At 61.2% G+C, this 25,988-nt stretch carries 24 protein-coding genes and 1 pseudogene; 9 read left to right on the forward strand and 16 right to left on the reverse strand.

Annotated elements, in window-relative coordinates; translation table 11 throughout:
• Positions 1-7: 7 nt before the first annotated feature.
• Positions 8-616 carry a LysE family translocator gene (locus tag ACKLNA_RS02355; protein WP_408984735.1) on the reverse strand — a complete coding sequence of 203 codons (609 nt, stop codon included), beginning with the start codon at positions 614-616 and terminating at the stop codon, positions 8-10.
• Between the two features lie 106 nt (positions 617-722).
• Here ACKLNA_RS02355 and ACKLNA_RS02360 point away from each other — a divergent pair, with 106 nt between their 5' ends.
• Positions 723-1,601, forward strand: a complete 879-nt coding sequence (locus ACKLNA_RS02360; protein WP_408984736.1) for a LysR substrate-binding domain-containing protein — start codon at positions 723-725, stop codon at positions 1,599-1,601.
• A gap of 52 nt (positions 1,602-1,653) precedes the next feature.
• Here ACKLNA_RS02360 and ACKLNA_RS02365 read toward each other — a convergent pair whose 3' ends face one another.
• From ACKLNA_RS02365 to ACKLNA_RS02385, 5 genes are all read right to left on the reverse strand, one after another.
• A complete protein-coding gene (locus ACKLNA_RS02365) occupies positions 1,654-2,673 on the reverse strand; it encodes a branched-chain amino acid aminotransferase (protein ID WP_085711531.1) in 1,020 nt (339 codons plus the stop codon).
• Positions 2,674-2,838: 165 nt separating this feature from the next.
• A complete protein-coding gene (gene lpdA, locus ACKLNA_RS02370) occupies positions 2,839-4,212 on the reverse strand; it encodes a dihydrolipoyl dehydrogenase (protein WP_408984737.1) in 1,374 nt (457 codons plus the stop codon).
• 4 nt (positions 4,213-4,216) lie between these two features.
• A complete protein-coding gene (locus ACKLNA_RS02375; protein WP_408984738.1) occupies positions 4,217-5,488 on the reverse strand; it encodes a dihydrolipoamide acetyltransferase family protein in 1,272 nt (423 codons plus the stop codon).
• Positions 5,489-6,547 (reverse strand): alpha-ketoacid dehydrogenase subunit beta, encoded by a 1,059-nt coding sequence (locus tag ACKLNA_RS02380; RefSeq protein WP_408984739.1) that lies wholly within the window; start codon positions 6,545-6,547, stop codon positions 5,489-5,491. It lies immediately after the preceding gene.
• Position 6,548: 1 nt separating this feature from the next.
• Positions 6,549-7,784: a 3-methyl-2-oxobutanoate dehydrogenase (2-methylpropanoyl-transferring) subunit alpha gene (locus tag ACKLNA_RS02385; RefSeq protein WP_114883893.1), complete on the reverse strand. Its 1,236-nt coding sequence runs from the start codon at positions 7,782-7,784 to the stop codon at positions 6,549-6,551.
• Positions 7,785-7,969: 185 nt separating this feature from the next.
• On the opposite strand from ACKLNA_RS02385, the gene bkdR reads away from it, so the two are divergent.
• The gene (gene bkdR / locus ACKLNA_RS02390; protein ID WP_085602691.1) at positions 7,970-8,458 is read left to right on the forward strand and encodes a Bkd operon transcriptional regulator BkdR; all 489 of its coding nucleotides are present in this window, start codon (positions 7,970-7,972) and stop codon (positions 8,456-8,458) included.
• Positions 8,459-8,472: 14 nt separating this feature from the next.
• On the opposite strand, the gene ACKLNA_RS02395 is transcribed toward bkdR, so the two are convergent.
• Both ACKLNA_RS02395 and ACKLNA_RS02400 read right to left on the reverse strand, forming a co-directional pair.
• Complete coding sequence (locus tag ACKLNA_RS02395; protein WP_408984740.1) at positions 8,473-9,333, reverse strand: tyrosinase family protein; 861 nt, start codon at positions 9,331-9,333, stop codon at positions 8,473-8,475.
• Between the two features lie 127 nt (positions 9,334-9,460).
• Positions 9,461-10,324, reverse strand: coding sequence for an MBL fold metallo-hydrolase (locus ACKLNA_RS02400; RefSeq protein WP_408984741.1), 864 nt, complete (start codon positions 10,322-10,324; stop codon positions 9,461-9,463).
• A gap of 99 nt (positions 10,325-10,423) precedes the next feature.
• On the opposite strand from ACKLNA_RS02400, the gene ACKLNA_RS02405 reads away from it, so the two are divergent.
• Genes ACKLNA_RS02405 through ACKLNA_RS02415 form a run of 3 tightly spaced genes read left to right on the forward strand, consistent with a single transcriptional unit; the run spans position 10,424 to position 12,855 of the window.
• Positions 10,424-10,762, forward strand: a complete 339-nt coding sequence (locus ACKLNA_RS02405) for a helix-turn-helix transcriptional regulator (RefSeq protein ID WP_007952897.1) — start codon at positions 10,424-10,426, stop codon at positions 10,760-10,762.
• Between the two features lie 38 nt (positions 10,763-10,800).
• A complete protein-coding gene (locus ACKLNA_RS02410) occupies positions 10,801-12,045 on the forward strand; it encodes an FAD-dependent oxidoreductase (RefSeq protein ID WP_408984742.1) in 1,245 nt (414 codons plus the stop codon).
• Between the two features lie 9 nt (positions 12,046-12,054).
• Complete coding sequence (locus ACKLNA_RS02415) at positions 12,055-12,855, forward strand: sulfite exporter TauE/SafE family protein (protein WP_065258956.1); 801 nt, start codon at positions 12,055-12,057, stop codon at positions 12,853-12,855.
• A gap of 46 nt (positions 12,856-12,901) precedes the next feature.
• Here ACKLNA_RS02415 and ACKLNA_RS02420 read toward each other — a convergent pair.
• Together ACKLNA_RS02420 and ACKLNA_RS02425 are read right to left on the reverse strand one after the other, a co-directional pair.
• A pseudogene (locus ACKLNA_RS02420) lies at positions 12,902-13,606 on the reverse strand (polysaccharide deacetylase family protein); the annotation flags it as partial.
• A gap of 12 nt (positions 13,607-13,618) precedes the next feature.
• Entirely contained in the window at positions 13,619-13,852 is a 234-nt protein-coding gene (locus tag ACKLNA_RS02425; protein WP_408984743.1) for a hypothetical protein, read from the reverse strand.
• 196 nt (positions 13,853-14,048) lie between these two features.
• Between ACKLNA_RS02425 and ACKLNA_RS02430 the strand changes: the two genes are divergently transcribed.
• Positions 14,049-15,704 (forward strand): MFS transporter, encoded by a 1,656-nt coding sequence (locus tag ACKLNA_RS02430; RefSeq protein WP_085711522.1) that lies wholly within the window; start codon positions 14,049-14,051, stop codon positions 15,702-15,704.
• Positions 15,701-16,843, forward strand: coding sequence for an HlyD family secretion protein (locus tag ACKLNA_RS02435; protein WP_085711521.1), 1,143 nt, complete (start codon positions 15,701-15,703; stop codon positions 16,841-16,843). The genes ACKLNA_RS02430 and ACKLNA_RS02435 overlap by 4 nt, the downstream gene beginning before the upstream one ends.
• A gap of 2 nt (positions 16,844-16,845) precedes the next feature.
• Here ACKLNA_RS02435 and copD read toward each other — a convergent pair whose 3' ends face one another.
• Genes copD through ACKLNA_RS02450 form a run of 3 tightly spaced genes read right to left on the reverse strand, consistent with a single transcriptional unit; the run spans position 16,846 to position 18,551 of the window.
• Positions 16,846-17,703, reverse strand: coding sequence for a copper homeostasis membrane protein CopD (gene copD, locus ACKLNA_RS02440; protein ID WP_408984744.1), 858 nt, complete (start codon positions 17,701-17,703; stop codon positions 16,846-16,848).
• A gap of 3 nt (positions 17,704-17,706) precedes the next feature.
• Positions 17,707-18,069 carry a copper homeostasis periplasmic binding protein CopC gene (copC, locus tag ACKLNA_RS02445; protein WP_408984745.1) on the reverse strand — a complete coding sequence of 121 codons (363 nt, stop codon included), beginning with the start codon at positions 18,067-18,069 and terminating at the stop codon, positions 17,707-17,709.
• 47 nt (positions 18,070-18,116) lie between these two features.
• Entirely contained in the window at positions 18,117-18,551 is a 435-nt protein-coding gene (locus ACKLNA_RS02450) for a GNAT family N-acetyltransferase (protein WP_408984746.1), read from the reverse strand.
• A 147-nt stretch (positions 18,552-18,698) separates the two neighbouring features.
• On the opposite strand from ACKLNA_RS02450, the gene ACKLNA_RS02455 reads away from it, so the two are divergent.
• Positions 18,699-19,319, forward strand: coding sequence for a TetR/AcrR family transcriptional regulator (locus ACKLNA_RS02455; RefSeq protein WP_007952885.1), 621 nt, complete (start codon positions 18,699-18,701; stop codon positions 19,317-19,319).
• Positions 19,320-19,612: 293 nt separating this feature from the next.
• Here the strand turns inward: ACKLNA_RS02455 and preA are convergent, their stop codons facing one another.
• The 3 genes from preA to hydA all read right to left on the reverse strand — a co-directional run bounded on the left by preA (position 19,613) and on the right by hydA (position 23,854).
• Positions 19,613-20,887, reverse strand: a complete 1,275-nt coding sequence (gene preA, locus ACKLNA_RS02460) for an NAD-dependent dihydropyrimidine dehydrogenase subunit PreA (RefSeq protein ID WP_408984747.1) — start codon at positions 20,885-20,887, stop codon at positions 19,613-19,615.
• Positions 20,888-22,255, reverse strand: coding sequence for an NAD(P)-dependent oxidoreductase (locus ACKLNA_RS02465; RefSeq protein WP_408984748.1), 1,368 nt, complete (start codon positions 22,253-22,255; stop codon positions 20,888-20,890). It abuts the gene before it with no gap.
• A gap of 159 nt (positions 22,256-22,414) precedes the next feature.
• Positions 22,415-23,854, reverse strand: coding sequence for a dihydropyrimidinase (gene hydA, locus ACKLNA_RS02470; protein WP_119427122.1), 1,440 nt, complete (start codon positions 23,852-23,854; stop codon positions 22,415-22,417).
• Positions 23,855-24,474: 620 nt separating this feature from the next.
• Here hydA and ACKLNA_RS02475 point away from each other — a divergent pair.
• Complete coding sequence (locus ACKLNA_RS02475; protein ID WP_408984749.1) at positions 24,475-25,959, forward strand: NCS1 family nucleobase:cation symporter-1; 1,485 nt, start codon at positions 24,475-24,477, stop codon at positions 25,957-25,959.
• The last annotated feature ends 29 nt before the right edge of the window (positions 25,960-25,988 follow it).

The following is a 25,988-nucleotide window of genomic DNA, read 5'->3' on the forward strand; positions in this document are numbered from 1 at the left end:
CGTCCGTTCAACGCGTCGCCGAAGCCATTAACAAACCAAACCCGGCAAAGGTCACCCCCGAGACTTTCGCCGTCAGCCAGGAACCTTTCGGGCTCGACAGCCAGCCTTTGGCGGCATTGGCGAGCAGCGCATAGCTGCCGTGCACCAGAATCACCAGTACGGCATAAGAGGCCACCAGTTTGAAGAACTGCGGAAGGAAAGCCTGTGTGGTGTCGATGAACTGCGGGAACACCGCCAGAAAGAAGAAGATGGCTTTTGGGTTGAGAAATTGCAGGGACGCGGCCTCCAGAAAGCGGTAACTCGGGCGGGAAGGTCGGACGTCTTGCAGCGTACGGAAACGATCCGAACGCCAGCTCTTGAAACCCAGGTACAACAGGTAAGCGGCGCCGGCGTATTTCAGCACGGTAAAGGCCGTCGCCGAGGCGCTGAGGATCAGGCCGACACTGGTTGCACTGACGGCGGCAACCACGAAAGCTCCCGAGGCAATCCCCAGAATCCCCGGCATCGCGCCGGTCCAGCCCAGGCGCACGGCGTTGGACAGGGTCAACACCACACCCGGGCCGGGGCTCAAAATGGTCAGGGTGGCGAAGAGTACAAAGAGTCCGTAGCTGTGCATTTCTGGCTCCATCGGGGCACGGGGTTGGGCATGCGGGCAGATTGGCGTGGCGACGAACGTGTGACAAACGCTTTAAATGCATCGCATACGTGACTAAATTAGACCCATGAATAAATCACTCCCGCCGCTTAATGCGGTTCGTGCTTTTGCAGTAGCTGCCCGTCACCAGAGTTTCACGTTGGCGGCCGAAGAGCTGCACGTGAGCCACAGTGCCGTCAGTCGGCACATCAAATTGCTGGAAGAACACCTGGGTGTGTTGCTGTTCGAGCGGCGTATCCGCCAATCGCTGCTGACGCCTGCAGGCCAGCGTTTTTATCAGCAGGTCAGCGCCGGTCTGGCGCAGATCGCCGATGCGGCTGCCGAGTTGCGGCAGCAGGCCGCACGGCCGACAGTGACCATCAACACCCGACCGTCCTTTGCCCAGTTGTGGCTGATGCCCCGGCTGGATGACTTCACGGCAGAACATCCGGAGATCGAACTGCAGGTGATCACCCAGACCCGCTCTCCGGATCCGGCGCGAGACAGCTTCGACATCGTCATCCGCCGTGGCCGCGACGACTGGGCGCCGACCATCGAATCGCACCCGCTGTTCGAGGATGAGTTGTTGATGGTGGCAGCGCCCGAGCTGATCGAGCGAATCCCCTTGGCGGACCTTGTGGATCTGCGCCGGCACACCTTATTGACGGTCAGAGCCCGACGCGAAGACTGGCACCACTGGGCGCTGCGTTTTGGTCAGAGTCAGAGTGCGACCCAGGAGATTCGTCAGTTCGATTACATGCATCGAGTCATGGAGGCCGCCGTGGCGGGCGAGGGCGTTGCGTTGTGCCCGACCACGTTGCTGGGCACGCACCTGTCGAGCGGTCGGCTGGTCTGCCCGTTGCCCGATTTACGGATGCCGCTACCCCGTTATTATTACGGCGTTGCACCGCAGGCCTCCCCAGTGGCCCAAGTGTTTCTGGCGTGGCTGCAAAAGCAGACTCCATGAAAAAGCCCCCATCGATCACTCGATGGGGGCTTTTGTGCATCTGGTCGTCAGATCAAACCTTGACGATCCAGCCTGCTGGCGCTTCGACGTCGCCGGTCTGTACGCCGGTCAGCTCTTTGTAGAGCTTCTGGGTCACAGGGCCGACTTCTGTTTCGCTGTGGAACACGTGCAGGTGGTCGTTGTAGCTGATGCCGCCGATCGGGGTGATTACCGCAGCGGTACCGCAGGCGCCGGCTTCCTTGAAGTCCGACAGTTTGTCGATGAACACGTCGCCTTCGACCACTTCCAGGCCCAGACGGGACTTGGCCAGTTCGATCAGCGAAAGACGGGTGATGCCCGGCAGTACCGACGGCGAGTTCGGGGTCACGAACTTGTTGTCGTGGGTGATCCCGAAGAAGTTGGCCGAACCGACTTCCTCGATCTTCTTGTGGGTCAGCGGATCCAGGTAGATGGCGTCAGCGAAGTGCGCTTTCTTGGCCTGGGAGCCCGGCATCAGGCTGGCGGCGTAGTTGCCACCGACCTTGGCGGCACCAGTACCTTGTGGCGCGGCGCGGTCGAAGCTGGAAATCTGGAAGTTGTGCGGGGTCAGGCCGCCCTTGAAGTAGGCGCCTACCGGGATCGCGAACACCGAGAAGATGAACTCAGGGGCGGTACGCACGCCGATGTTGTCACCCACGCCGATCACGAACGGACGCAGGTACAGCGCGCCGCCGGTGCCGTAAGGCGGGATGAAGCGCTCGTTGGCGCGAACCACTTCCTTGCACGCTTCGATGAATTGCTCGGTGGACACATGCGGCATCAGCAGGCGGGCGCAGCTGCGCTGCATGCGTGCGGCGTTCTGGTCCGGACGGAACAGGTTGATCGAGCCGTCCTTGCAACGATAGGCCTTCAGGCCTTCGAAGCATTGCTGGCCATAGTGAAGGGCAGTGGAGCCTTCGCTGATGTGCAGCACGTTGTCTTCGGTCAGGGTGCCTTTGTCCCACTCGCCGTTGCGAAAGTACGACAGATAGCGTTTATCGGTCTTGATGTAGTCAAAACCCAGCTTGTCCCAATTGATGCTTTCGTTACCCATGACACCCTCTATCACTTAACAACCGTCGAAACGGTTCAAGGCTTCTGACGTTTTTTTGGATGGGCACAACAATACTTCATTCTTGAGCGGTTTCGCAGCCCGGGCGATGGGGGGAGCAGCAGATTTATTAGCCTGCTTATGAAAAAACTCCCCCGCGTCGGGTTTTTACAGGTGCAACGCATGCCCGAGGGCACGCAACGCCGCTTCCTGCACCGCTTCACCCAGGGTCGGGTGCGCATGGATGGTGCCGCCGATGTCCTCCAGACGTGCTCCCATTTCCAGGCTTTGCGCGAACGCGGTCGACAGCTCCGAGACCCCGACACCCACCGCCTGCCAGCCGACAATCACATGATTGTCCCGACGGGCGACCACCCGCACGAAGCCGGTTTTCGATTCCAGGGTCATCGCCCGGCCATTGGCCGCGAATGGGAAGTTCGACACGATGCAGTCCAGTCCCGCCGCTTTGGCTTCGTCCGGCGTCTTGCCGACAACCACCAGTTCCGGTTCGGTGAAGCATACGGCGGCGATGGCGGTCGGGTTGAATTCGCGGGTCTTGCCGCTGATCAGCTCGGCGACCATCTCGCCCTGGGCCATGGCGCGGTGGGCCAGCATCGGCTCGCCGCTCAGGTCGCCAATGGCGTAGACGTTGCGCATGCTGGTCTGGCAGCGGCTGTCGATCTTGATCGCCGAGCCGTTCATGTCCAGGTTCAGCGCTTCAAGGTTCCAGCCCTGGGTGTTGGGCTTGCGACCGACGGCCACCAGCACCTGATCGGTTTCCAGGTTCAGGGTGTCGCCGTTCGGATCACGCACCTGCAACGTGCCGTCGAAACCCAGCACGCTGTGCTTCAGGTACAGTTTCACGCCCAGTTGCTTCAGCGCTTCGTGCACCGGTTGGGTCAGTTCGGCGTCGTAGGCCGGCAGGATGCGATCCTGCGCCTCGACCACACTGACCTCGGCGCCGAGCTTGCGATAGGCAATGCCCAGCTCCAGACCGATATAACCACCGCCGACCACGATCAGGCGTTTCGGCACGGATTTCGGCGCCAGCGCCTCGGTGGACGAGATGATCGGCCCGCCAATCGGCAGGATCGGCAGGTTGACGCTTTTCGAACCGGTGGCCAGTACCAGATGTTCGCACTGGATACGGGTGTCGCCGACTTCAACGGTCTTGCCGTCGATGACCTTGGCCCAGCCGTTGATGACCTGAACCTTGTTTTTCTTCAGCAGCGCGGCGACGCCGGTGGTCAGGCGATCGACGATGCCGTCCTTCCACTCGACGCTTTTGCTGATGTCGAGGGTGGGCGCCGAAACGCTGATGCCCAGGGCCGAATGCTGGTTGTGATGTTGAGTCTGGTGAAACTGCTCGGCCACATGGATCAGCGCTTTCGACGGAATGCAGCCGATGTTCAGGCAGGTGCCGCCCAGCGATTCGCCCTCGACCAGAATGGTCGAAATGCCCAGTTGCCCGGCGCGAATGGCCGTTACATAACCGCCGGGGCCGCCGCCGATGATCAGCAGCGTGGTGTTCAGAGATTGCATGCCATCACTCCACAAACAGGGTCGCGGGTTGTTCGAGCAGACCACGAATGGCCTGGATGAAGAGCGCCGCGTCCATGCCGTCGACCACGCGGTGATCGAAGGAACTGGAGAGGTTCATCATCTTGCGGATCACCACCTGGCCTTTGACGACCATCGGGCGTTCGACGATTTTGTTCACGCCGACGATGGCCACTTCCGGCAGGTTCAGCACCGGGGTACTGACGATGCCGCCCAGGGCGCCAAGGCTGGTCAGGGTGATGGTCGAACCGGACAGCTCTTCGCGGCTGGCCTTGCCATTGCGGGCGGCAGTGGCCAGGCGGGAGATTTCCGCCGCGCTGTCCCACAGGCTGCGCGCTTCGGCGTGACGCACCACCGGTACCATCAGGCCGACGTCGCTTTGGGTGGCGACGCCGACATGCACCGCGCCGAGGCGGGTGATGACCTGGGCTTCGTCGTCGTAACGGGCGTTCATCTGCGGGAAGTCGCGCAGGGCGACGACCAGTGCACGCACGAGGAACGGCAACAGGGTCAGCTTGCCACGGCTGGCGCCGTGTTTTTCGTTCAGGTGGGCGCGCAGTTCTTCAATCGCGGTGACGTCGATTTCCTCGACATAACTGAAGTGCGCGGCACGCTGAGTGGCGTCCTGCATGCGCTGGGCAATCTTGCGGCGCATGCCGATAACCTGAATTTGTTCTTCATCGTTACGCTGGGCGTACGCGGCGGCGACTGGCGCCGAAGCGTTCGACTGACCTTGCGCCAGGTAGGCCTCGAGGTCTTCGTGCAATACGCGACCGGCCGGGCCGGAACCGCGCACCAGACGCAACTGAATGCCCAGGTCCAGCGCATGTTTGCGCACGGCCGGCGAGGCCAGCGGACGCTCATCGGCTTCACGGGCAACCATCGGGCCCTGGCAAACCGGAGCCGTACGTGGCGCGGCGGGTTTGCTTTCAACGACCGCTTCAACTTTGGGTGCGACAGGTGCTTCCTTCGCTGCAACAGGCGCCGGTTTGTCGGACTCTTTCAGATTTCCCGCACCTTCGACCTCGATGCTGATCAGCACACTGCCGACCGCCATCACTTCGCCCGGCTGACCGCCGAGCGCAATCACCTTGCCGTGTACCGGCGACGGAATATCCACCATCGCCTTGTCGGTCATCACATCCGCCAGCACCTGGTCTTCAACGACCAGATCGCCGACCTTGACGTGCCACTGCGACAGTTCTACTTCTGCGATGCCTTCGCCGATGTCCGGCATCTTGATAACGTGCGTGCCCATTCAGACCTCCATGACCCGTTTCAGCGCCGCGCCCACTCGGGACGGCCCAGGGAAATACGCCCACTCCTGCGCGTGCGGGTAGGGGGTGTCCCAACCGGTGACGCGTTCGATCGGCGCTTCCAGGTGGTGGAAGCAATGCTCTTGCACCAGCGACACCAGTTCGGCGCCGAAACCGCAGGTGCGGGTGGCTTCGTGAACCACGACGCAACGGCCGGTTTTCTTCACGGATTTGACGATGGTTTCCAGGTCCAGCGGCCACAGGCTGCGCAGGTCGATGACTTCAGCGTCCACACCGCTTTCTTCGGCGGCGACTTGCGACACGTACACGGTGGTGCCGTAGGTCAGCACGGTGACGTCCTTGCCCGGGCGGGCGATGGCGGCGACGTCCAGCGGCACGGTGTAGTAGCCGTCCGGGACTTGCGCAGCCGGGTGTTTCGACCACGGGGTTACCGGGCGTTCGTGGTGGCCGTCGAACGGGCCGTTGTACAGGCGTTTCGGCTCCAGGAAGATCACCGGGTCATCGTTTTCGATGGAGGCGATCAGCAGGCCCTTGGCGTCATAAGGGTTGGACGGCATGACGGTGCGCAGGCCGCAGACCTGGGTGAACAGGGCTTCGATACTCTGGCTGTGGGTCTGGCCACCGTAGATGCCGCCACCGCAAGGCATGCGCAGGGTCATTGGGGCGGTGAACTCGCCGGCCGAGCGATAACGCAGACGGGCGGCTTCGGAAATGATCTGGTCGTAGGCCGGATACACGTAGTCGGCAAACTGGATTTCCACCACCGGGCGCAGACCGTAGGCGCCCATGCCCACGGCGGTCCCGACGATGCCGCTCTCGGAGATCGGTGCGTCGAACACCCGCGAGGTGCCGTACTTGGCCTGCAGGCCTTCGGTGCAACGGAACACGCCGCCGAAATAGCCGACGTCCTGGCCGAACACCACCACATTGTCGTCACGCTCAAGCATCACATCCATGGCCGAGCGCAGGGCCTGGATCATGGTCATGGTGGTCGTGGTCATGGCGGCTTCCAACTGAATATTGTTGTTGTGGTCGTTCATGTCAGATCCCCAACTGCTGACGCTGGCGCTTCAAGTGCTCCGGCATCTCTTTGTAGACGTCTTCGAACATGGTCGCGGCGCTTGGAATCTGGCCGCCGGCAAGGGTGCCGTACTGTTCGGCCTGCTTCTGCGCGGCGATCACTTCGGCTTCGAGCTCGGCGCTGACGGCGGCGTGCTCTTCTTCCGACCAGTGGCCGACCTTGATCAGGTGCTGTTTCAAGCGGGCGATCGGGTCGCCCAGCGGGAAGTGGCTCCAGTCATCGGCAGGACGGTATTTGGACGGATCGTCGGAGGTCGAGTGTGGGCCGGCGCGGTAGGTGACCCATTCGATCATGGTCGGACCGAGGCCGCGGCGGGCGCGTTCGGCAGCCCAGGCGGAGGCGGCGTAGACCGCGTAGAAGTCGTTGCCGTCAACGCGCAGGGAGGCGATGCCGCAACCGACGCCGCGTCCGGCGAAGGTGGTGGCTTCACCACCGGCGATGGCCTGGAAGGTCGAGATCGCCCACTGGTTGTTGACCACGTTGAGGATCACCGGCGCACGGTAGACGTGGGCGAAGGTGAGGGCAGTGTGGAAGTCCGATTCGGCGGTGGCGCCGTCACCGATCCAGGCCGAGGCGATTTTGGTGTCGCCTTTGATCGCCGAGGCCATGCCCCAGCCCACGCCCTGAATGAACTGGGTGGCGAGGTTGCCGGAAATGGTGAAGAAACCGGCGTCCTTGACCGAGTACATGATCGGCAGCTGACGTCCCTTGAGCGGGTCGCGCTCGTTGGACAGCAGTTGGCAGATCAGGTCGACCAGCGGTACGTCGCGGGCCATCAGGATGCTTTGCTGGCGGTAGGTCGGGAAGCACATGTCGTCGGTGTTCAAGGCCAGGGCCTGGGCACTGCCGATGGCTTCTTCGCCAAGGCTCTGCATGTAGAACGACATTTTTTTCTGACGCTGGGCGACCACCATGCGGTTGTCGTAGATCCGCGTCTTGAGCATGGCGCGCATGCCTTTGCGCAGGATCTCGACCGGCACGTTTTCGGCCCATGGGCCGAGGGCGTTGCCCTGGTCGTCGAGCACACGGATCAGGCCACGGGCCAGGTCGGCAGTGTCGGCGGGTTCTACGTCGATGGAAGGTTTGCGCACCGTGCCGGCATCGGTCAGATGCAGGTAGGAAAAGTCGGTTTTGCAGCCTGGGCGGCCCGAAGGTTCAGGGACGTGCAGACGCAGCGGTTCATACGCTTGGGTCATGGCTTCTACGCTCGATCTTGTGAATTTCTTGTAGTGAGCTGGCAGTCATTCTTCGATAAAAGAAATCTTGTCCTACAACAATCATAGGCCCGGGCAAGAAGAATATTTCTCTCTGTTTCGTTGCGCTGGAGATCATTTGCAGATAGAAATTCTGCATAAACATAAAAAACAGGTGGTTTTGTCTCATGCGCAAACTGGACCGTACCGACATCGGCATTCTCAACAGCCTTCAGGAGAATGCGCGCATCACCAACGCCGACCTGGCCCGTTCGGTCAATCTGTCGCCGACACCGTGCTTCAACCGGGTCAAGGCGATGGAAGAACTGGGCCTGATCCGTGAGCAGGTGACCCTGCTCGATGCCGACCTGCTCGGGCTGCACGTGAACGTGTTCATTCACGTGAGTCTGGAGAAGCAGGTAGAGGAAGCTTTGCAGCATTTCGAAGAAGCGATTTCCGATCGCCCGGAAGTCATGGAGTGCTACCTGATGGCCGGCGACCCGGACTATCTGATCCGGGTGCTGGTACCGACCATTCAGGCGCTCGAACGCTTCATGATGGATTTTCTGACCAAAGTCCCAGGTGTAGCGAACATCCGGTCAAGCTTTGCCCTCAAGCAGGTGCGCTACAAGACGGCACTACCATTACCGGCCAATGGCCTGATCCTCGGGAGCTGAATGCCTGGCCCTGATCAGAGATCGGCATAGCCGTAATCCAGACTTGCCGTGTTTAAGGTCTGTTCGACCGTGAAAGGCTGCAGCCAGGGCGCGGGTTCATTGTCCGGATTGAATATCAGAGTGGAGCCGAGCATCCCGTGTGGTGCGTTCTCGGGAAAGGCAATCACCGGTTCTGTCGGGTGTTTGCGTTTCCAGCGCTCCCAGAGATAGTCGAGATAGCAATGGTGCAGGAAGAACAACGGGTCGTTGGGAGAGGAGGCTTCGCCCATGTTGCCTCCAACCCAGGCATGTACATCGTTGTGCATCATCTCCGTCAGGTTTTCCCATCCGGTCGGTTCGAGCCAGTAGGGCGTTCTGTCTAAAACAGACTCGACATCCTGCGCTGTGGGTAGCGGAGCGGGACCCTCTCCAAAGTTGCGCCGCAGGCCTGCATCTCCGGTGTCCCCATCCCAGATCTTGATCCCGAACATTAGATGCTCGTAGGCAAACGGGCCAAACGTAACCCGCTGGTTCTGCGTCGGATCGCCATCTCTGCCCATGAAATCGTCAGTGAAAGGATCATCTGCCCCGCTCATGCTCCAGTTCCAGTACGGCAGGGTGATGGTCGGGTTGTTTGCCGCTGCTTGCAGTTCCAGCTCGAACTGACGAATCAGGATGCGGTGCCACGGGAGGAACAGTGGACTGCGATGAGGGTTGGGGAAAATCGGATTGCCATGCCCCATGGCATTTTTGTGGATCTGCACAAAGTCATCGTAACGACTTTGCTGACCCGGTCGCAGCACGCTGGGGCTTTGATTCTTGAGTATCAGAATGGCATTTACGAAGGCGTGCTTCTGTTCCGGCGTCAGGTCGCGATGGTTACGGCGAATATCCATATTGCCAAATCTCCATGGGTTGATTACCCCATGAAGTCTGCCTGCTGGTCGAGATTACGCCCAGTTCATAGGATCCGACGCGACAGGTACGAAACCCCTTGTTTCCGGTTCCTTCAATGATTTTTTCTTACACGGAGTTGATCGGAATCTTCAGATAGACAACGCCATTGCCTTCCGCCGGCGGCAAATTTCCTGCGCGCACATTCACCTGAATCGCCGGCAGCAACAGCGTCGGCATGCCCAACCCTGCATCGCGCTTGGTGCGCATCTCGACAAACGAGGCTTCATTGATGCCGTCATGCACATGGATATTGCTTTTGCGCTGTTCACCGACGGTGGTCTGGCACTGCGAGTCGCGACCTTGCGGCGGGTAGTCGTGGCAGACATAGAGCTTCACGCTGGCGGGGAAGGCCAGCAGCTTCTGAATCGAATTGAACAACTGATGCGCGTTGCCGCCGGGAAAGTCGCAACGGGCAGTGCCGACGTCGGGCATGAACAGCGTGTCGCCGACCAGAATCTGTTCGCCGTCTATCAAGTAGGCCATGTCCGCCGGGGTGTGGCCGGGGACGTGCAGGGCGGTGGCCTTGAGATTGCCGATCCGGAACGACTCGTTCGGCGCGAACAGGTGATCGAACTGCGAGCCGTCGACACGAAATTCCGGCTCCAGGTTGAACAGTGCCTTGAACACGTTCTGCACTTTGCTGATCGATTCGCCAATCGCGATCTTGCCGCCCAGCTCGCGGCGCAGGTAGGGCGCGGCGGACAGGTGATCGGCGTGGGCGTGGGTTTCCAGCAGCCACTGCACTTGCAAATGGTGGGCGCGCACGAAGGCAATGATTTTGTCTGCCTGAGCCGTGCAAGTGCGGCCGGCGGCGCCATCGTAATCAAGCACTGGATCGACGATTGCGCACTGTCCGCCATCGGCCTCGTAGACCACGTAGCTGTAGGTCGAGGAGGCGGGGTCGAGGAAAGCTTCAATCAGCGCGGGCATGGACACGGTCCTGTGCAGAAGGATGGAAAGTCAGGGTTGCAACACTTTATGTAAACACATAATGTCCGCAGCTTAAGTGACGATGAAGGCATCCTGCAAATGCAATCCAGTCTGACCGAATGTGAAGTCGCCCAACTACGGGCCTCGGCCTCCAAGGCCTGTTCGCTGCTCAAGGCCCTGGCCAACGAGGATCGGCTGTTGATCCTGTGCCAGCTGACCCAGGGCGAACGCAACGTCGGCGAGCTGGAGAAAATGACCGGCGTGCGCCAGCCGACCCTGTCCCAGCAACTGGGCATCCTGCGTGATGAAGGGCTGGTCGCGACCCGACGTGAAGGCAAGTACATTTTCTACGGCCTCGCCAGTCATGAAGTCATCCAGGTGATGAAAACCCTGTCCGGACTCTACTGCGGAGCCGTGCTCAAAAGCTGGGCGCAATAGACCCGGCTATCCTTGCGTGCAGCAATAAGGAACAAGCAATGAACGATCAACACTGGGGCCCATCCATCAGTGCAGACATCGTGGTCATCGGCGGCGGCACCGCCGGCATCGGTTTTGTCGCCAGTCTGCTCAAGCGTGATCCGCACCTGAACATCACGGTGATCGAACCGAGTGCCCAGCATTACTACCAACCGGCGTGGACGCTGGTCGGCGGTGGGGCCTTTGATGCCAAAGACACCGCCCGACCGATGAACAAGGTGATGCCGCGTCAGGCCACCTGGATTCAAGCGGCAGTGACGGCCATCGATCCCGACCAGCGCCGTCTCACCCTCAACGATCAGCGTACCGTCAGCTACCAGAACCTGATTGTCTGTCCCGGCCTGCGCTTGGCCTGGGAGAAGATCGAGGGTTTGCAGGAAAGCCTCGGCCAGCACGGTGTCACCTCCAATTACAGCTACCAGCATGCGCAATACACCTGGGATCAAGTGCAGAAACTGCGCGGCGGCAAGGCGCTGTTCACCCAGCCGGCAATGCCGATCAAATGCGCCGGCGCCCCGCAAAAGGCGCTGTACCTGTCCTGCGATCACTGGTTTAAAAAAGGCGTTCTGAACAAGGTCGAGGTTGAATTCAATCTGGCCGGCGCGGCATTGTTCGGCGTGGCGACGTTCGTGCCGCCGCTGATGAAGTACATCGAAAAATACAACGCCCGTCTGGCGTTCAACGCCAATCTGGTCAAGGTCGACGGCCCGGCGAAAACCGCCTGGTTCGAGGTCAGGGACGCCGACGGCAATGTCAGTCAGGTAGCCAAGACCTTCGATCTGCTGCACGTCGTGCCGCCACAGGTTTCCCCGGACTTCATCGCACAAAGTCCGCTGGCCGACGCCGCCGGCTGGTGCGAGGTCAACCCGCACAGCCTGCAACATCCGCGTTACCCGGAGGTGTTTGCGCTCGGCGATATCTGCAACACCACCAACGCGAAGACCGCTGCCGCCGTGCGCAAGCAGGTCGTGGTGGTCGCCGAGAACCTGCTGGCCCAGCGCAAGTCTCTGGCGTTGCCGCGCAAGTACGACGGCTACGGCTCCTGCCCGCTGACGGTGGAGAAGGGCAAGGTGATCCTCGCCGAGTTCGGCTATGGCGGCAAGTTGCTGCCGACCTTTCCCCTCGATCCGACCGTGCCACGGCGTTCCGCGTGGTGGCTGAAGGCGTCCCTGCTGCCGTGGTTCTACTGGAACGGCATGCTCAAGGGCCGCGAGTGGCTGACGAGTCTGTCCAAAGTCGACTGAGAAATCCCTATGTTGCTGGCAAGTCTGTTTGGCGTGGTGATGGGATTGATCCTCGGGCTGACCGGGGCCGGTGGCGGGATTCTCGCAGTGCCGGCGCTGGTGCTCGGGCTGGGCTGGACGATGACGCAAGCGGCGCCGGTGGCGCTGTTCGCGGTGGGCAGTGCGGCGGCGGTCGGGGCCATCGACGGTTTGCGTCATGGACTGGTGCGCTACCGCGCGGCGCTGTTGATCGCCGCGCTCGGGGCGGTGTTTTCGCCGCTGGGCATCTACTTCGCGCACCAGTTGCCGGAAAAGGTCCTGATGATCCTCTTCAGCCTGCTGATGGTGATGGTGGCCTGGCGCATGCTGCGTCGCGAACGCCAGCAAGAGGGACCTAGCGATCATGGCCACGCCAGTTGGGGCCAGAAGAACTGCATGCTCAATGAACAGACCGGCCGTTTCGACTGGACCGCCAAATGCACCGCAACCCTCGCGGCGCTGGGCGCGGTCACTGGTGTGGTGTCCGGACTTCTCGGCGTCGGCGGCGGGTTTCTGATCGTGCCGGCCTTCAAGCAACTGACCGATGTGCAGATGCGCGGCATCGTCGCCACGTCGCTGATGGTGATCAGCCTGATTTCCGCCATCGGTGTGATCGGTGCGTTCCATGCCGGGGTGCGGATCGATCATCTGGGCGCGGCGTTTATCGTGGCCAGCATTGTCGGCATGATCATCGGCCGCAAACTTTGCGCGCGAGTACCGGCGAGGACATTGCAGGTGGGATTCGCCAGTGTGTGCCTGGTGGTTGCGGCTTACATGTTGCTGCGGGCGTGAGTCGTTAAACAGAGAAAAAATCGCAGCCTTGGCTGCGATTTTTTTGTCACTGGTTGTACGCCGCCTCGGTGTTGTCGATCAGCGGGTTTTTCTCGGTCAGCACCACCTGGGCAATCTGATCCTTGCGCATGAATGCTACCTTCGGATGCGCTTGCGCGTAGCGGATAAACCGTTCCATCGCTTCAACCATCGCCGGCGTGCCACCAATGCGGTCGTGCAGACTCACCGACATCATCCGCCGCTTGCTCGCGCCTTCGGCGTAGAGGCGATCGAATTCCAGCACCAGCTGCTGATATAACTGCTCGGCGGAGAAATGTCTGCCTTCGATCAGCACAATGTCGTTGTTGCGCAGGGTGTAGGGCACCACGGCGAATTTGCGCCCGCGAACCATGGTCACGAAGGGCTCATCGCGGCTGACATCATCGATGTGGTAGGTGAAGTTCAGATCCTGCAGCACCTTCAGCGTATTGGGACTGCGCCGCAGCCAGTTGGCGTTGTAACCCACCGAGCGCTGGCCGGTGATTTTCTCCACCGCCGCGACGCCGTCGCCGATGAACTGTTTTTCCTGGGCGTAGTTCATGTTGTACGAATCGGCCCAGCGCATGCCGTGGGCCGCCAGTTCATGGCCGCGTTCGGCAATCGCCCTGGCCAGTTCCGGGTGCTTGAGCGCCGCTTCGCCGACCACGTGGGAGGTGACCTTGATGCCGGTGCGATCCCACAGATCGAGCATGCGCCACAGACCTTCCTTGTAGCCGTAATCGAACTAGGTCTGCGCCGGCAGGTCCGGATAACCTTTGGGCAGCGGCGTGCCGGAGAACGGACTTTCTGCGCCCTCGGGCTGGCCACCGGTTTCGAATTGCATCGACACCGAAATCACCAGTTGCGAGCCATCCGGCCACGGGCGTTCCTGGGCGAAGGCGAGGGCGGGCAGCAACAGGGCGGCTGCCAGCAGGTTTTTCAGCAGACGCGGGGAGCGTTGCCAGCGGGAAGTGGTCATAACGGGCACCTTGCAGGTTGAGAAGTGCGGCAAGGTTGGCATCCGCTACGCTTGGGAAAAATCCGCTGCGGGCGAGATGACCTTTAAACAAAATTTACGAATCCACCACTGACTTGTGGGAGCAAGCGCCCACAGGGATATGTGTTTGGCTGCCGTTTTGCGGCACACTCAAGCCATCACCGTACAAGGCCTTTCCATGGATCGATACGCCCCGCGCAACTGGCAGCCTCACGAGAAGCCCAGTCTGCCCGGATCCCCCTCGACGCCGTTGCACTCCAACCCCAAGCGCCTGGCGTATGCGCTGGTCGGGTTGCTGGTGGCGTTGACCGGTGGATTGGGTAACTCGCTGGTGGTCGCCAACCTGCCTTACCTGCAAGGTGCGCTCGGGGCGACCACGGCGGAGATGGCCTGGCTGCCGGCGGCGTATGTGATGACCAACGTGTCGATGAACCTGCTGCTGGTGAAGTTTCGTCAGCAGTTCGGCTTGCGGGCGTTCACCGAGGTGTTTCTGGTGCTGTATGCGCTGGTGACCTTCGGCCATCTGTTCGTCAATGACCTGAATTCGGCGGTTGCCGTGCGGGCGGCCCACGGCATGGTCGGCGCGGCGCTGAGTTCGCTGGGCCTGTATTACATGGTGCAGGCGTTCCCGGCCAAGTGGCGGATGAAGGCGTTGGTGTTGGGGCTGGGCACTTCGCAATTGGCCTTGCCGCTGGCGCGGCTGTTTTCCGAAGACCTGTTGCAGATCGCCGAATGGCGCGGCTTGTATCTGTTCGAGCTGGGCATGGCGCTGCTGTCGCTGGGCTGCGTTTTGATGCTCAAGCTGCCGCCGGGTGACCGCTTCAAGACCTTCGAACCCCTCGATTTCCTGACCTTCGCGATCCTCGCCAGCGGCGTGGCCTTGCTGTGCGCCGTGCTGTCCCTGGGCCGGATCGACTGGTGGCTCGAAGCACAATGGATCGGCATTGCCCTGGCCGCGTCGATTGCCCTGATCCTCGCGGGACTTGCCATCGAGCACAACCGCAGCAACCCGATGCTGATGACCCGCTGGCTCGGCAGCGGGGTGATGATCCGTCTGGCACTGGCGGTGATCCTGATTCGCATGGTGACCTCGGAGCAATCCACCGGCGCTGTCGGCTTCATGCAAAACCTGAACATGAGCAGCCAGCAGTTGCACAGCCTGTATGTGGTGATGCTGATCGGCAGCGTTGCCGGGCTGCTGACCAGTGCGCTGACCATCGACCCGAAACACCTGCTGATGCCGCTGATCGTCTCGCTGGCGTTGATGGCCACCGGTTCGATCATCGACAGTTCCTCGAACAACCTGACCCGTCCGGAAAACCTGTATTTCAGCCAGTTCCTGCTGGCCTTCGGCAGCACCTTTTTCCTCGGGCCGACCATGGTCCTTGGCACCCGCAACGTGCTGACCAATCCGCGCAATCTGGTGAGCTTTTCCGTGTTGTTCGGGATCTGCAACAACCTCGGCGGCCTGATCGGCGCGGCATTGCTGGGGACGTTCCAGATCGTGCGCGAGAAGTTTCATTCCAGCCATATCGTCGAGCAACTGGTGCTGTCCGACCCGTTGGTGGCCGCCCGGGTGCAGAGCGGCGGTTCGGCGGTCGGCTCCCTGATAGCGGACCCGAGCCTGCGCAACCTGCAAGGCATTCGCAGCCTGGCCAACGCCGCCACCCGCGAAGCCAACGTACTGGCCTATAACGATGTGTTCATGCTGATCGCGGTGATCGCGATCCTCACCATGATCTGGATTTCCATCCGTGCGCTATGGCTGATCAGCACCACCAAAGCCGTCGCTCCGACACCTTCAGTACCTTCCAGCGGTGCCACTTCTTCATGACCGAACCGACCACCACGACCACCAATGCCATTGCCGCCACGCCCGAGGGCGAGGCGCCGCCGTCTTCGCCGAACACCGAGCCGCGTTCGCTGCGGGTGCGGATCATCTCGTCGCTGGGCTTTGCCGCGATTGCCATCGTCGGCGTGCTGATCGTGCTGTATGCGTGGCAGTTGCCGCCGTTCAGCAGTGCAGTCGAAACCACAGAAAACGCCCTCGTGCGCGGACAGGTGACGATCATCGGCCCGCAACTCAGCGGTTATGTCTATGAAGTGCCGGTGCAGGATTTTCAGTTCGTGAAGGCCGGGGATCTGCTGGTGCGTCTCGATGACCGGATTTATCAGCAGCGTCTCGATCAGTCACTGGCGCAACTGGCGGTGCAGAAAGCCTCACTGGCCAACGTGGTGCAGCAACGCAACAGCGCCGAGGCAACCATCAAGCTGCGGCAGGCGGTGGTAGCGGACAGCGAGGCGCAGTTGCGCAAAAGCGAGGCAGACCTGCGCCGCAACACGGCGCTGGTCAATGACGGTTCGGTGTCGAAACGCGAGATGGACGTGGCGCTGGCCGCCAACGCGCAAAGCATTGCATCGGTGGCCCAGGCCAAGGCCAATCTGGAAATCGCCCGGCAGGATCTGCAAACGGTGATCGTCAATCGCGGTTCGCTGGAGGCCGCCGTGGCCAGTGCCGAGGCCGCTGTGCAACTGGCGCGGATCGATTTGTCCAACACCCGGATTATCGCCCCGCGTGACGGTCAGCTCGGGCAGATCGGCGTGCGCCTCGGTGCCTACGTCAATTCCGGGGCGCAGTTGATGGCGCTGGTGCCGGACCAGAAGTGGGTGATCGCCAACATGAAAGAGACCCAGATGGACAACGTGCGGGTCGGGCAACCGGTGAGCTTCACCGTCGATGCGCTGAACCACCGCAAATTCACCGGCCACGTTCAGCACATCTCGCCCGGCACCGGTTCGGAGTTCGCGTTATTGCAGGCCGACAACGCCACCGGCAACTTCGTGAAGATCGCCCAGCGGGTGCCGGTGCGGGTGACCATCGATCCGGACCAACAGGAAATAGAGCGCTTGCGGCCGGGGATGTCGGTGGTGGTCAGCATCGATACGGCGAAGGGCGATACTCAGAAACACTGACGTCAGGCGGCGATCATCGGCGGCAGGGTGCCAAGCACGGAAACCGCCGCCACCGCGCCGATCCCCAGCAGCCACTCCAGCAGCACGCTGCGCTTGAGGGTGTCGACGCGCTGTTCGCAATCATGGATGCGCAGGCGATTGAACAGCGCCAGCCCCAGCATCCCGAGCACCAGCAAGGCCTTGATCAGCAGGATCAGGGCGAATCCCGAGAACAACGGCGTCGGCCACCACTGGCCGGTGAGAACGCGCACGTTGATCAGCCCGGTGATCGACAGCCCGGCAACCAGCACGTAGCCGACCCCGCTGAAGCGCTGCAATACGTAACGCACCGTTTCGCCGGACTGGCGCAGGATCATCACCAGCATCAGCAAGCCGCCGAGCCAGGCGCCGACGCAGGTCAGGTGAATCACTTGATTGAGGATCAGCATCTGGCCGCTGAATCCGTCGAGCATCGCCCCGTGGCCGACCGGCGCGAGGGTCATCAGCAGCAGCGCGCTCAGGCCCAGCCGCAATGGCTGGCTCGAACGCCAGGGCGTAAACAGCAACGCCAGCAACAGCGCGTTGATCAGCAGATGCCAGCGCCACACCTGACCGAAAAATGTATGGCCCAGTACCAGTTCAATGGTGTCCGGGTCGAACGCTGCAGCAGCCGAACCGGCCATGCTCGCGGTGATCAACAACGCCCAGGCAACGCTGCTGGCCAGCGCAATCGCCGTCAACCAACGAGCCAGCCGCGCCAGCTGCCGATCCAGTACCGGCGCTTCACCCTTGAGCAGCAGCGGCCGGAACAGCCAGGCCCCGAACAGCATCAACACTACGATGAAATGCAGGAACCGGCACAGCACCAGCGCGTCGCTCATGAATTACTGGCCAACCTTGAACTGGTAGGCGCCTTCGCTCTTGTGCGTATCGACCGACACTGCGTGCCATTCGACCTTGTATTCGCCAGCGGTCAACGGTGCTTCAGGGGTGACGATCAGGGTTTTCTTGTCGCCTTCGGTGGTCAGCGGCTTGATCTTCACCGGTGCGCCGTCGTGGGTCACGGTGACTTTAGTGAAGCTGGCTTCGACGCCTTCGGAAAACACCAGGCGCAGATCCGCAGGCGCGGCGACGGTGCTGTCGGCGGCCGGGGTTTCACTTTTCAGGTGCGCATGGGCGAACGCCTGGGAGGTGGCGACCAGCGAAGCCAGCAGGGCGCTGGCGGTGAACAGTTTTTTCATCGACATGGGCAGTGTCCTTTCAGTGAAATGGCGGGCTGAGTATAGAGCGAGGTTCACAGGCTTTTCAGGCGCATGTGCACAACCGGAAAGGGCCGGCCTTCGCCGTCGAGTTCCGAGCGGCCGATGTCCTCGAAGCCGTAGTGCAGATAGAAGCCGTGGGCCTGGGGATTCTGTTCGTTGACGTCGACCTTCAGCAACGGGCGGCGGACATGGTCGAGCAAGCGTCGGCCGATGCCCTGGCCCCGCCGGGCCGGGTCGATGAACAGCATTTGCACGGTGTCGTCGTCGGTGGCAATAAAACCTGCCGGAGAGTTGTCGGGGTTCTCGAAGACCCAGACATCCAGTGCGGGCAGGTAGGCGTCACGGACCAGCGGGAACAGCCGGTGAATGTCGTCTTCCGGAAGAAAGTCGTGGGTGGCGCGGACGGAACGTTCCCACAGGTCGGCAAGTTGCTGATCGTCCGCGGCAATACGTTTGCGAATGGTCATGGACAAGATCCTTCAGTGTCTGACAGGGAGAAGGGGGGCGATCCTAAACCAGAAAAAAGCCCAAGTGTGTGAAGAATCGTTCTCGCCTGTCGCCCCTTGCCCAGAGCGGATGCTAGTCTTCAACAACGTTGTCTTCAGGGAGCCCTCATGGGCAATCACAAGATCGAAATCCGCCGCACCAACGTCGACAAGATCCTGCTGGCGGCGGAAAAAGTCTTCGCCGAAAAAGGCTTCGGCGGCACCGCCATGGCCGACATCGCCGCCGAAGTGCAGCTGCCGCGTTCCAACCTGCATTACTACTTTTCAACCAAGAGCGAGCTGTACAGCGCCGTGCTGTTCGACCTGCTGGAAGTGTGGAAACAGGACGCGCTGTGCTTCGAGATGTTCGACGATCCGCGCGTGGTGCTCAGCAGCTACATCCGCGCCAAGATGAATCACTCGCGTAGCCGACCGTATGGCTCGAAAGTCTGGGCCAACGAAATCATCCACGGCGCCCCGACCCTGGGCGAGGCGCTGGATGTCAGCCTGTACGACTGGGCGAAGATGAAGGAAGCGAAGATCCGTCAGTGGGTGGAGGACAAACGGATTCTGCCGGTGGAACCGTCGAGTTTGCTGTACATGATCTGGGCGTCGACCCAGCACTATGCGGACTTTGATCATCAGGTGAATATTCTGAATGAGCATCAGCCGTTGTCGGACATGCAGTTCGAGCGGGCGGTGCAGACGGTGACGAGTGTGATTTTGCGGGGGATCGGATTAGAACCCTGAAAGCAAAAGCTAACCCTCACCCCAGCCCTCCCGAAACGTCGGACCGCCCGGAGGGAGAGGGAGCCGACCGAGGCGTAATTCGCTATACGCCGACCTGAATGACCGAGTCGATTATGGATTCAAAGCCTAGTTCCAGCCGTTTTGGTTATGGATTTACAGCGAAGCTCCAGCAGTTACGGTTATAGATTCAACGCAGGACTTTCACGTCGGTGTAATTCGTCAATATCCCCCAATCAGTCCCCTCTCCCAGGGGAGAGGGCTAGGGTGAGGGGGCTTCTGGATCTGCAGGCGATCTAGACAGCAACGTGGTAGGGATTGCGCGGATCATGATTCCAGTCCAGAAACGGCTTCCCTGTCTCCATCGGCACCATCTCGATACAATCCGCCACCGGACAGGTGATCTGGCACAGATTGCACCCCACGCACTCGTCATCGATCACTTCATATTTATGCGTGCCATCGGCCTGTTTCAGGCTGCTGATCGCCTGGTGTGACGTGTCCTCGCAGGCAATGTGGCAACGCCCGCAACCGATGCACGCTTCCTGATCGATCTTCGCAATCACCTGATAGTTGATGTCCAGGTACTTCCAGTCCGTGGTGTTGCCCACTGCGCGTCCGGAAAACTCGGCGATGCTGGCGTAACCCTGACTGTCCATCCACCGCGACAAGCCGTCCTTCATTTCCTCGACAATCCGGAAGCCGTGGAGCATCGCCGCCGTGCACACCTGCACCGCGCCGCTGCCCAAGGCAATAAACTCCGCCGCGTCGCGCCAGCTGCCGATGCCGCCGATGCCGCAGATCGGCAGGCCCTGGGTCTGCGGGTCGCGGGCGATTTCCGCGACCATGTTCAGCGCGATCGGTTTGACCGCCGAGCCGCAATAACCGCCGTGGGTGCTTTTGCTGCCGACGGTGGGCAGGGCGACCATGTGTTCGAGGTCGACGCTGGTGATCGAGTTGATGGTGTTGATCAGCGACACCGCATCGGCGCCACCCCGGTGTGCGGCGCGGGCGGCGACGCGGATGTCGGTGATGTTCGGCGTCAGCTTGACGATCACCGGCAGCGAGCAATAGGTCTTGCACCAGCGCGTCACCTGCTCGACGTACTCCGGCACCTGACCGACCGCCGCGCCCATGCCGCGCTCGGGCATGCCGTGGGGGCAGCCGAAATTCAGCTCGATGCCGTCGGCGCCAGTGGCTTCCACCAGCGGCAGGATGTGTTTCCACGACTCTTCGACGCACGGCACCATCAGCGACACGATCAGCGCGCGATCCGGCCAGTCCTTCTTCACCTGAGTGATTTCCCGCAGGTTAATCTCCAGCGAGCGGTCGGTGATCAGTTCGATGTTGTTGATGCCCAGCACTTCGCGGTTGTTGCCGTAATGCGCCGAATAGCGCGAGGACACGTTGACCGCCGCCGGGTCTTCACCCAGGGTTTTCCAGACCACACCGCCCCAGCCGGCCTCGAAGGCGCGCACCACGTTGTAGGCCTTGTCGGTCGGTGGCGCGGAGGCCAGCCAGAACGGATTGGGGGCTTTGATGCCGGCGAAGACAATCGAGAGATCGGCCATTTACGCAGCCTCCACGTTGAGCATCAGTTGAGCGTTGATCGCCTCGGCGGCGCGCTTGCCGTGTTGCACCGCTTGCACGGTCAGATCCTGATCGAGGCTGGTGCAGTCACCGCCGGCATAAACGCCGGGGATACTGGTGCGCAGGTTTTCATCGACCTGGATCCGCTCGCCCTGACGTTTGAGTTCGCGGGCCAGCGGGTCGACGAGAGCGCTGGCGTCGAAGGCCTGGCCGATGGCTTTGAAGATCGCATCGGCCGCCAGCTCGAAGGTCTCGCCAGTGGTTTGCAGGCGACCTTCCACCAGATGCGTGCGGGCGAAGCGCATGCCGCGCACCTTGCCTTGAGCATCGAGCAGCACTTCGTCCGGTTGCGCCCAGGTCAGCAGCCGCACCTGATTGGCCTTGGCGATGTCTTGCTCGTGACCGGTGGCGCCCATGTCCGCCGCGCCACGGCGATACACCAGATTGACGTCGCGGGCGCCGAGGCGGGCCATTTGCACGGCCATGTCGATGGCAGTGTTGCCGGCGCCGAGGACAATGCAGTGTTCGGCCAACGGCAGTTGCGAAAGGTCATCGGCCTGGCGCAGTTCGCGGATGTAATCGGTGGCGGCGAGCAGGCCGGGGGCGTCTTCGTGGGCCAGGCCGAGTTGTTTGCTCGCATTGAGGCCGAGGCCGAGGAACACCGCGTCGAACTGCTGATGCAGTTCGCTCAAGGTCAGATTTTCACCGAGTTTCTGGCCGTGGCGGATTTCGATGCCGCCGATTTGCAGGAGGAAATCCAGTTCCTTCTGTGCGTAGTCATCCACCAGTTTGTACTTGGCGATCCCGTATTCGTTGAGCCCGCCAGCCTTCTCCCGCGCTTCGAAAATCACCACGTCATGCCCGTGCATGGCGCTGCGGTGGGCGCAGGACAAACCTGCGGGGCCGGCACCGACCACGGCGATGCGTTTGCCGGTGGCGGCAGCGCGCTGGAACGGGTGCTCGGTGAAATGCGCATTGTCCACGGCGTAGCGTTGCAGCAGGCCGATCAACACTGGTGCGCATTCGTGGGCGTTGTTGCGCACGCAGGCTTGCTGGCAGAGGATTTCGGTCGGACAGACCCGGGCGCAACTGCCGCCGAGGATGTTCGCCGAAAGGATTTTCTGCGCCGCACCGGGCACGTTGTCCTGATGGATATTGCGGATGAACGACGGAATGTCGATCTCGCTCGGGCACGCGTTCACGCAGGGCGCGTCGTAGCAATACAGGCAGCGCGAGGCTTCCAGATGCGCCTGACGGTCGTTGAGCGGCGGCGCCAGATCGGTGAAATGGCCGGCGAGGGCGGCCGCACTTTCGTGCGGGTGCGGGAGATGGTTCAGGGTCTCGATCACGGTTTTTTGCCTCACGGTTATTTGAGGTTTTCTGCCTCTGTCGGGCAGTGTTTTTTTGTAGTGTCTGAACTGGCCTCATCGCCAGCAGACTGGCTCCCACATTTGGAATGCGTACACCTGTGGGAGCTAGCCTGCCAGCGATGGCCGAAGGCCTGGATTTCAGCGTTTAACCGCAACCGGCCTGTGCAACTCAGCCCGCTTGCTCAACAAATCAAACACCGCCGGATACGCCGGCCGTTCGATATACCGGCCCGCCCCGCGCTCGGCGCGCAGGTCGCCGTCGGCCCAGACCACTTTCCCCTGGCTGACGGTATGGCTCGGCACACCGCGCACGGTCTTGCCTTCGAAGATGTTGAAGTCCACCTGCTGATGGTGGGTCTTGGCGGAGATGGTGCGGGTACCTTGCGGGTCCCACAGCACCAGGTCGGCATCGGCGCCGACACGGATCGCGCCTTTGCGTGGGTAGAGGTTGAAGATCTTGGCGGTGTGGGTGGAGGTGAGGGCGACGAAGTCCTGCATCGACAACCGCCCGGTGTTCACTCCTTCATCCCACAACACCGCCATGCGGTCTTCGATGCCGGCGGTGCCGTTGGGGATCTTGCTGAAATCGTCGCGGCCGGCGGCTTTCTGCTCGGCGCAGAAGCAGCAATGGTCGGTGGCGGTGGTGTGCAGATTGCCGCTCTGCAGACCATGCCACAGTGCCTCTTGATGCCCGCGCGGGCGGAACGGCGGGCTCATCACGTAACCGGCAGCGGTCTGCCAGTCCGGGTGCTGGTAGACGCTGTCGTCCAGCAGCAGATGCCCGGCGAGCACTTCGCCGTAGACCGGTTGGCCCTTGCTGCGGGCGTAGGTGATTTCGTCGAGGGCTTCCTTGGTCGAGACGTGTACCAGGTACAGCGGGGTGCCGATGGTTTCAGCGATACGGATCGCCCGGCTCGCGGCTTCACCTTCGACCTGAGAGGGCCGCGACAGTGGATGCGCTTCCGGCCCGGTGATGCCCTGAGCCATCAGCTTGCGTTGCAGGTGATAGACCAGCTCGCCGTTCTCCGCGTGCACGGTCGGCACCGCACCGAGTTCCAGGCAGCGCTCGAAGCTCGCCACCAGCGTGTCGTCGGCGGCCATGATCGCGTTCTTGTAGGCCATGAAATGCTTGAAGCTGTTGATCCCGTGATGACTGACCAGCTCGGCCATTTCCTCGCGGACCTGCTCGCTCCACCAGGTGATCGCAACGTGGAAGCCATAGTCCGACGCCGACTTCTCCGCCCAGCCGCGCCACTGGTGAAAGGCTTCGAGCAGCGATTGCTGCGGGTTGGGAATCACGAAATCGATGATCGACGTAGTGCCGCCGGCCAGGCCTGCGGCGGTGCCGCTGTAGAAGTCTTCGCTGGCCACGGTGCCCATGAACGGGAGTTGCATGTGGGTGTGCGGATCGATGCCGCCGGGCATCAAGTATTGGCCGCTGCCGTCGAGTACTTCGGCGCCGGCGGGAACATCCAGGTTTTCACCAATGGCTTTGATCACGCCGTCAGCGCAATAGACATCGGCGCGGTAACTTTCATCATGGGTAACAACGGTGGCGCCACGGATCAACAGAGACATTCCGAGTTCCTCGCAGGCATGACCGACTTGTGCCGGTTCTAGTGTTTTATTGTTTGCAGCGCCAAATGCGTAATCTTGTCAGCACTGTCAGGAATAGACGCTAGTCGCAGTTCTGCAATTGATCAAGATTATTTTTTATAAGCTTATTACGGTTTTAAGTGATTGATAAATAACGATAAAAAACATAAATCACCAAAATGGTGAGGCGCTTCACCATTTTGACGCACTTGACAGGTTGGAAATATGAGCAAGATTTCCTATGTGAAATCAGCCGCTTGAAGTTGAGCTGCGGCTGATCGCCCACGATGAAAAAAAGTGCAGTGCACCAGATTGAGTCCTGACAGTTCGGACAACTTGCCTGGCATTTAGCCTGAGTGTTCAGTCAAGTTTTCGCGGCCTCACCAGGTGAATAATTAAAACTGATAAACATCAGTTGGTTACAAGAAATGAAAAGCACGGCCCGATGCGCAAGCGGGGCACCCGGCACGTTTATTGATGCCGCCGCTGACACCATGGCCGGTGCATGAAGGTTGTCAGTTCCTCCGGCCATCGTCCGGCTCGCACCTGCGTGTGCAGCCGCCTGATGAGCAAAAAATAATCAGAAGAACAGTGGAGCGGCCATGCAACAGAACAGATCGCAAGTGACCGAGCGCGACGGCTTGTTCGAACTCGAAGCCGGCAGCGACGTCCTCGACAGTCCCCGTTACAACCACGACATGGCACCGACCAAGGTGCGCGAACGAACCTGGAACAAATGGCACATCACTGCGCTGTGGGTCGGCATGTCGATCTGCGTGCCGACCTACACCCTGGGCGGCGTGCTCACCGCGTATTTCGGTTTGACCGTCGGCGAGGCGCTGCTGGCGATTCTGTTTGCCAACATCATCGTGCTCATCCCGCTGACACTGAATGCGTTTCCCGGCACCAAATACGGCATTCCGTTTCCGGTGCTGCTGCGCTCTTCGTTCGGGATTCTCGGCTCCAACGTGCCGTGCCTGATTCGCGCGCTGGTGGCCTGCGGCTGGTTCGGCATCCAGACCATGTTCGGCGGGTTGGCGATCCACCTGTTTCTCGGCTCGATTTTCGAGGGCTGGAAATCCCTCGGCGGCACGGGGGAGGTGATCGGTTTCATGATTTTCTGGACACTGAACCTGTGGGTGGTGATCCGGGGCGCCGAGTCGATCAAATGGCTGGAAACCCTGTCGGCGCCGCTGTTGGTGGCGGTCGGCATCGGGCTGCTGGTGTGGGCCATGCCCAATGTGTCGATGACCGAACTGCTGGCGATTCCGCCGAAGCGTCCCGAGGGCGCGAGCGTGGTCAGTTACTTCGCCGCCGGGCTGACGGCGATGGTCGGCTTCTGGGCCACGCTGTCGCTGAACATTCCCGACTTCAGCCGTTATGCCCGCAGCCAGAAGGATCAGATCCTCGGGCAGATTTTCGGCCTGCCGCTGACCATGTTCCTGTTCGCCGCACTGGGCGTGGTGATGACCGCCGCGTCAGTGAAACTGGTGGGTGTCAGCGTTTCCGATCCGGTGACTTTGATCGGCCACATCCAGAGCCCGGTGTGGGTCGCGGTGGCCATGGCGCTGATCATCATCGCCACGCTGTCGACCAACACCGCCGCCAATATCGTCTCGCCGACCAACGACTTCCAGAACATCGCGCCCAAGGTCATCAACCGCACCAAGGCTGTGATCCTCACCGGGTTCGTCGGCCTCGCGCTGATGGGTCATGAGTTGCTGAAAAAGCTCGGCTGGATCGTCTCCGATGTCAGCCTGGAAACCGTGTATTCGAATTGGCTGCTGGGCTATTCCAGCCTGCTCGGGCCGATTGCCGGGATCATGGTGGTGGACTATTTCCTGATCAAGAAACAACAACTGGACCTGGCCGGCCTGTATCGCGATGACATCTACCCGGCGTGGAACTGGGCCGGGTTCATCGCGTTCGGCGTGCCGGTGGTGCTGACCCTGCTGTCGCTGGGCAGCAGCGCGTTCAGCTGGTTCTACAGCTACGGCTGGTTCACCGGCTCGGCGCTGGGCGGGTTGATCTATTACGGGCTGTGCGCGATGCGGACCAGCCCGGTCATCGTCAAATCGCCGTTGTAATTCCCATAAGAACTGCCTGAGGAGATCCC

This window comes from Pseudomonas sp. UV AK001 (genome assembly GCF_046097675.1).
Lineage (GTDB): Bacteria > Pseudomonadota > Gammaproteobacteria > Pseudomonadales > Pseudomonadaceae > Aquipseudomonas > Aquipseudomonas kribbensis.

What these genes read in the sequence shown, in the direction of transcription:
- ACKLNA_RS02360 (WP_408984736.1), top strand. Translation starts at nt 723, where the DNA reads ATGAATAAATCACTCCCGCCGCTTAATGCGGTTCGTGCTTTTGCAGTA.
- ACKLNA_RS02435 (WP_085711521.1), top strand. Translation starts at nt 15,701, where the DNA reads ATGACCGAACCGACCACCACGACCACCAATGCCATTGCCGCCACGCCC.
- ACKLNA_RS02395 (WP_408984740.1), bottom strand. Translation starts at nt 9,333, where the DNA reads ATGGATATTCGCCGTAACCATCGCGACCTGACGCCGGAACAGAAGCAC.
- ACKLNA_RS02475 (WP_408984749.1), top strand. Translation starts at nt 24,475, where the DNA reads ATGCAACAGAACAGATCGCAAGTGACCGAGCGCGACGGCTTGTTCGAA.
- ACKLNA_RS02450 (WP_408984746.1), bottom strand. Translation starts at nt 18,551, where the DNA reads ATGACCATTCGCAAACGTATTGCCGCGGACGATCAGCAACTTGCCGAC.
- ACKLNA_RS02430 (WP_085711522.1), top strand. Translation starts at nt 14,049, where the DNA reads ATGGATCGATACGCCCCGCGCAACTGGCAGCCTCACGAGAAGCCCAGT.
- lpdA (WP_408984737.1), bottom strand. Translation starts at nt 4,212, where the DNA reads ATGCAATCTCTGAACACCACGCTGCTGATCATCGGCGGCGGCCCCGGC.
- ACKLNA_RS02410 (WP_408984742.1), top strand. Translation starts at nt 10,801, where the DNA reads ATGAACGATCAACACTGGGGCCCATCCATCAGTGCAGACATCGTGGTC.
- ACKLNA_RS02425 (WP_408984743.1), bottom strand. Translation starts at nt 13,852, where the DNA reads ATGACCACTTCCCGCTGGCAACGCTCCCCGCGTCTGCTGAAAAACCTG.
- ACKLNA_RS02455 (WP_007952885.1), top strand. Translation starts at nt 18,699, where the DNA reads ATGGGCAATCACAAGATCGAAATCCGCCGCACCAACGTCGACAAGATC.
- ACKLNA_RS02385 (WP_114883893.1), bottom strand. Translation starts at nt 7,784, where the DNA reads ATGACCCAAGCGTATGAACCGCTGCGTCTGCACGTCCCTGAACCTTCG.
- hydA (WP_119427122.1), bottom strand. Translation starts at nt 23,854, where the DNA reads ATGTCTCTGTTGATCCGTGGCGCCACCGTTGTTACCCATGATGAAAGT.
- bkdR (WP_085602691.1), top strand. Translation starts at nt 7,970, where the DNA reads ATGCGCAAACTGGACCGTACCGACATCGGCATTCTCAACAGCCTTCAG.
- ACKLNA_RS02365 (WP_085711531.1), bottom strand. Translation starts at nt 2,673, where the DNA reads ATGGGTAACGAAAGCATCAATTGGGACAAGCTGGGTTTTGACTACATC.
- copD (WP_408984744.1), bottom strand. Translation starts at nt 17,703, where the DNA reads ATGAGCGACGCGCTGGTGCTGTGCCGGTTCCTGCATTTCATCGTAGTG.
- ACKLNA_RS02400 (WP_408984741.1), bottom strand. Translation starts at nt 10,324, where the DNA reads ATGCCCGCGCTGATTGAAGCTTTCCTCGACCCCGCCTCCTCGACCTAC.
- ACKLNA_RS02355 (WP_408984735.1), bottom strand. Translation starts at nt 616, where the DNA reads ATGCACAGCTACGGACTCTTTGTACTCTTCGCCACCCTGACCATTTTG.
- ACKLNA_RS02375 (WP_408984738.1), bottom strand. Translation starts at nt 5,488, where the DNA reads ATGGGCACGCACGTTATCAAGATGCCGGACATCGGCGAAGGCATCGCA.
- ACKLNA_RS02380 (WP_408984739.1), bottom strand. Translation starts at nt 6,547, where the DNA reads ATGAACGACCACAACAACAATATTCAGTTGGAAGCCGCCATGACCACG.
- ACKLNA_RS02415 (WP_065258956.1), top strand. Translation starts at nt 12,055, where the DNA reads ATGTTGCTGGCAAGTCTGTTTGGCGTGGTGATGGGATTGATCCTCGGG.
- ACKLNA_RS02405 (WP_007952897.1), top strand. Translation starts at nt 10,424, where the DNA reads ATGCAATCCAGTCTGACCGAATGTGAAGTCGCCCAACTACGGGCCTCG.
- copC (WP_408984745.1), bottom strand. Translation starts at nt 18,069, where the DNA reads ATGTCGATGAAAAAACTGTTCACCGCCAGCGCCCTGCTGGCTTCGCTG.
- preA (WP_408984747.1), bottom strand. Translation starts at nt 20,887, where the DNA reads ATGGCCGATCTCTCGATTGTCTTCGCCGGCATCAAAGCCCCCAATCCG.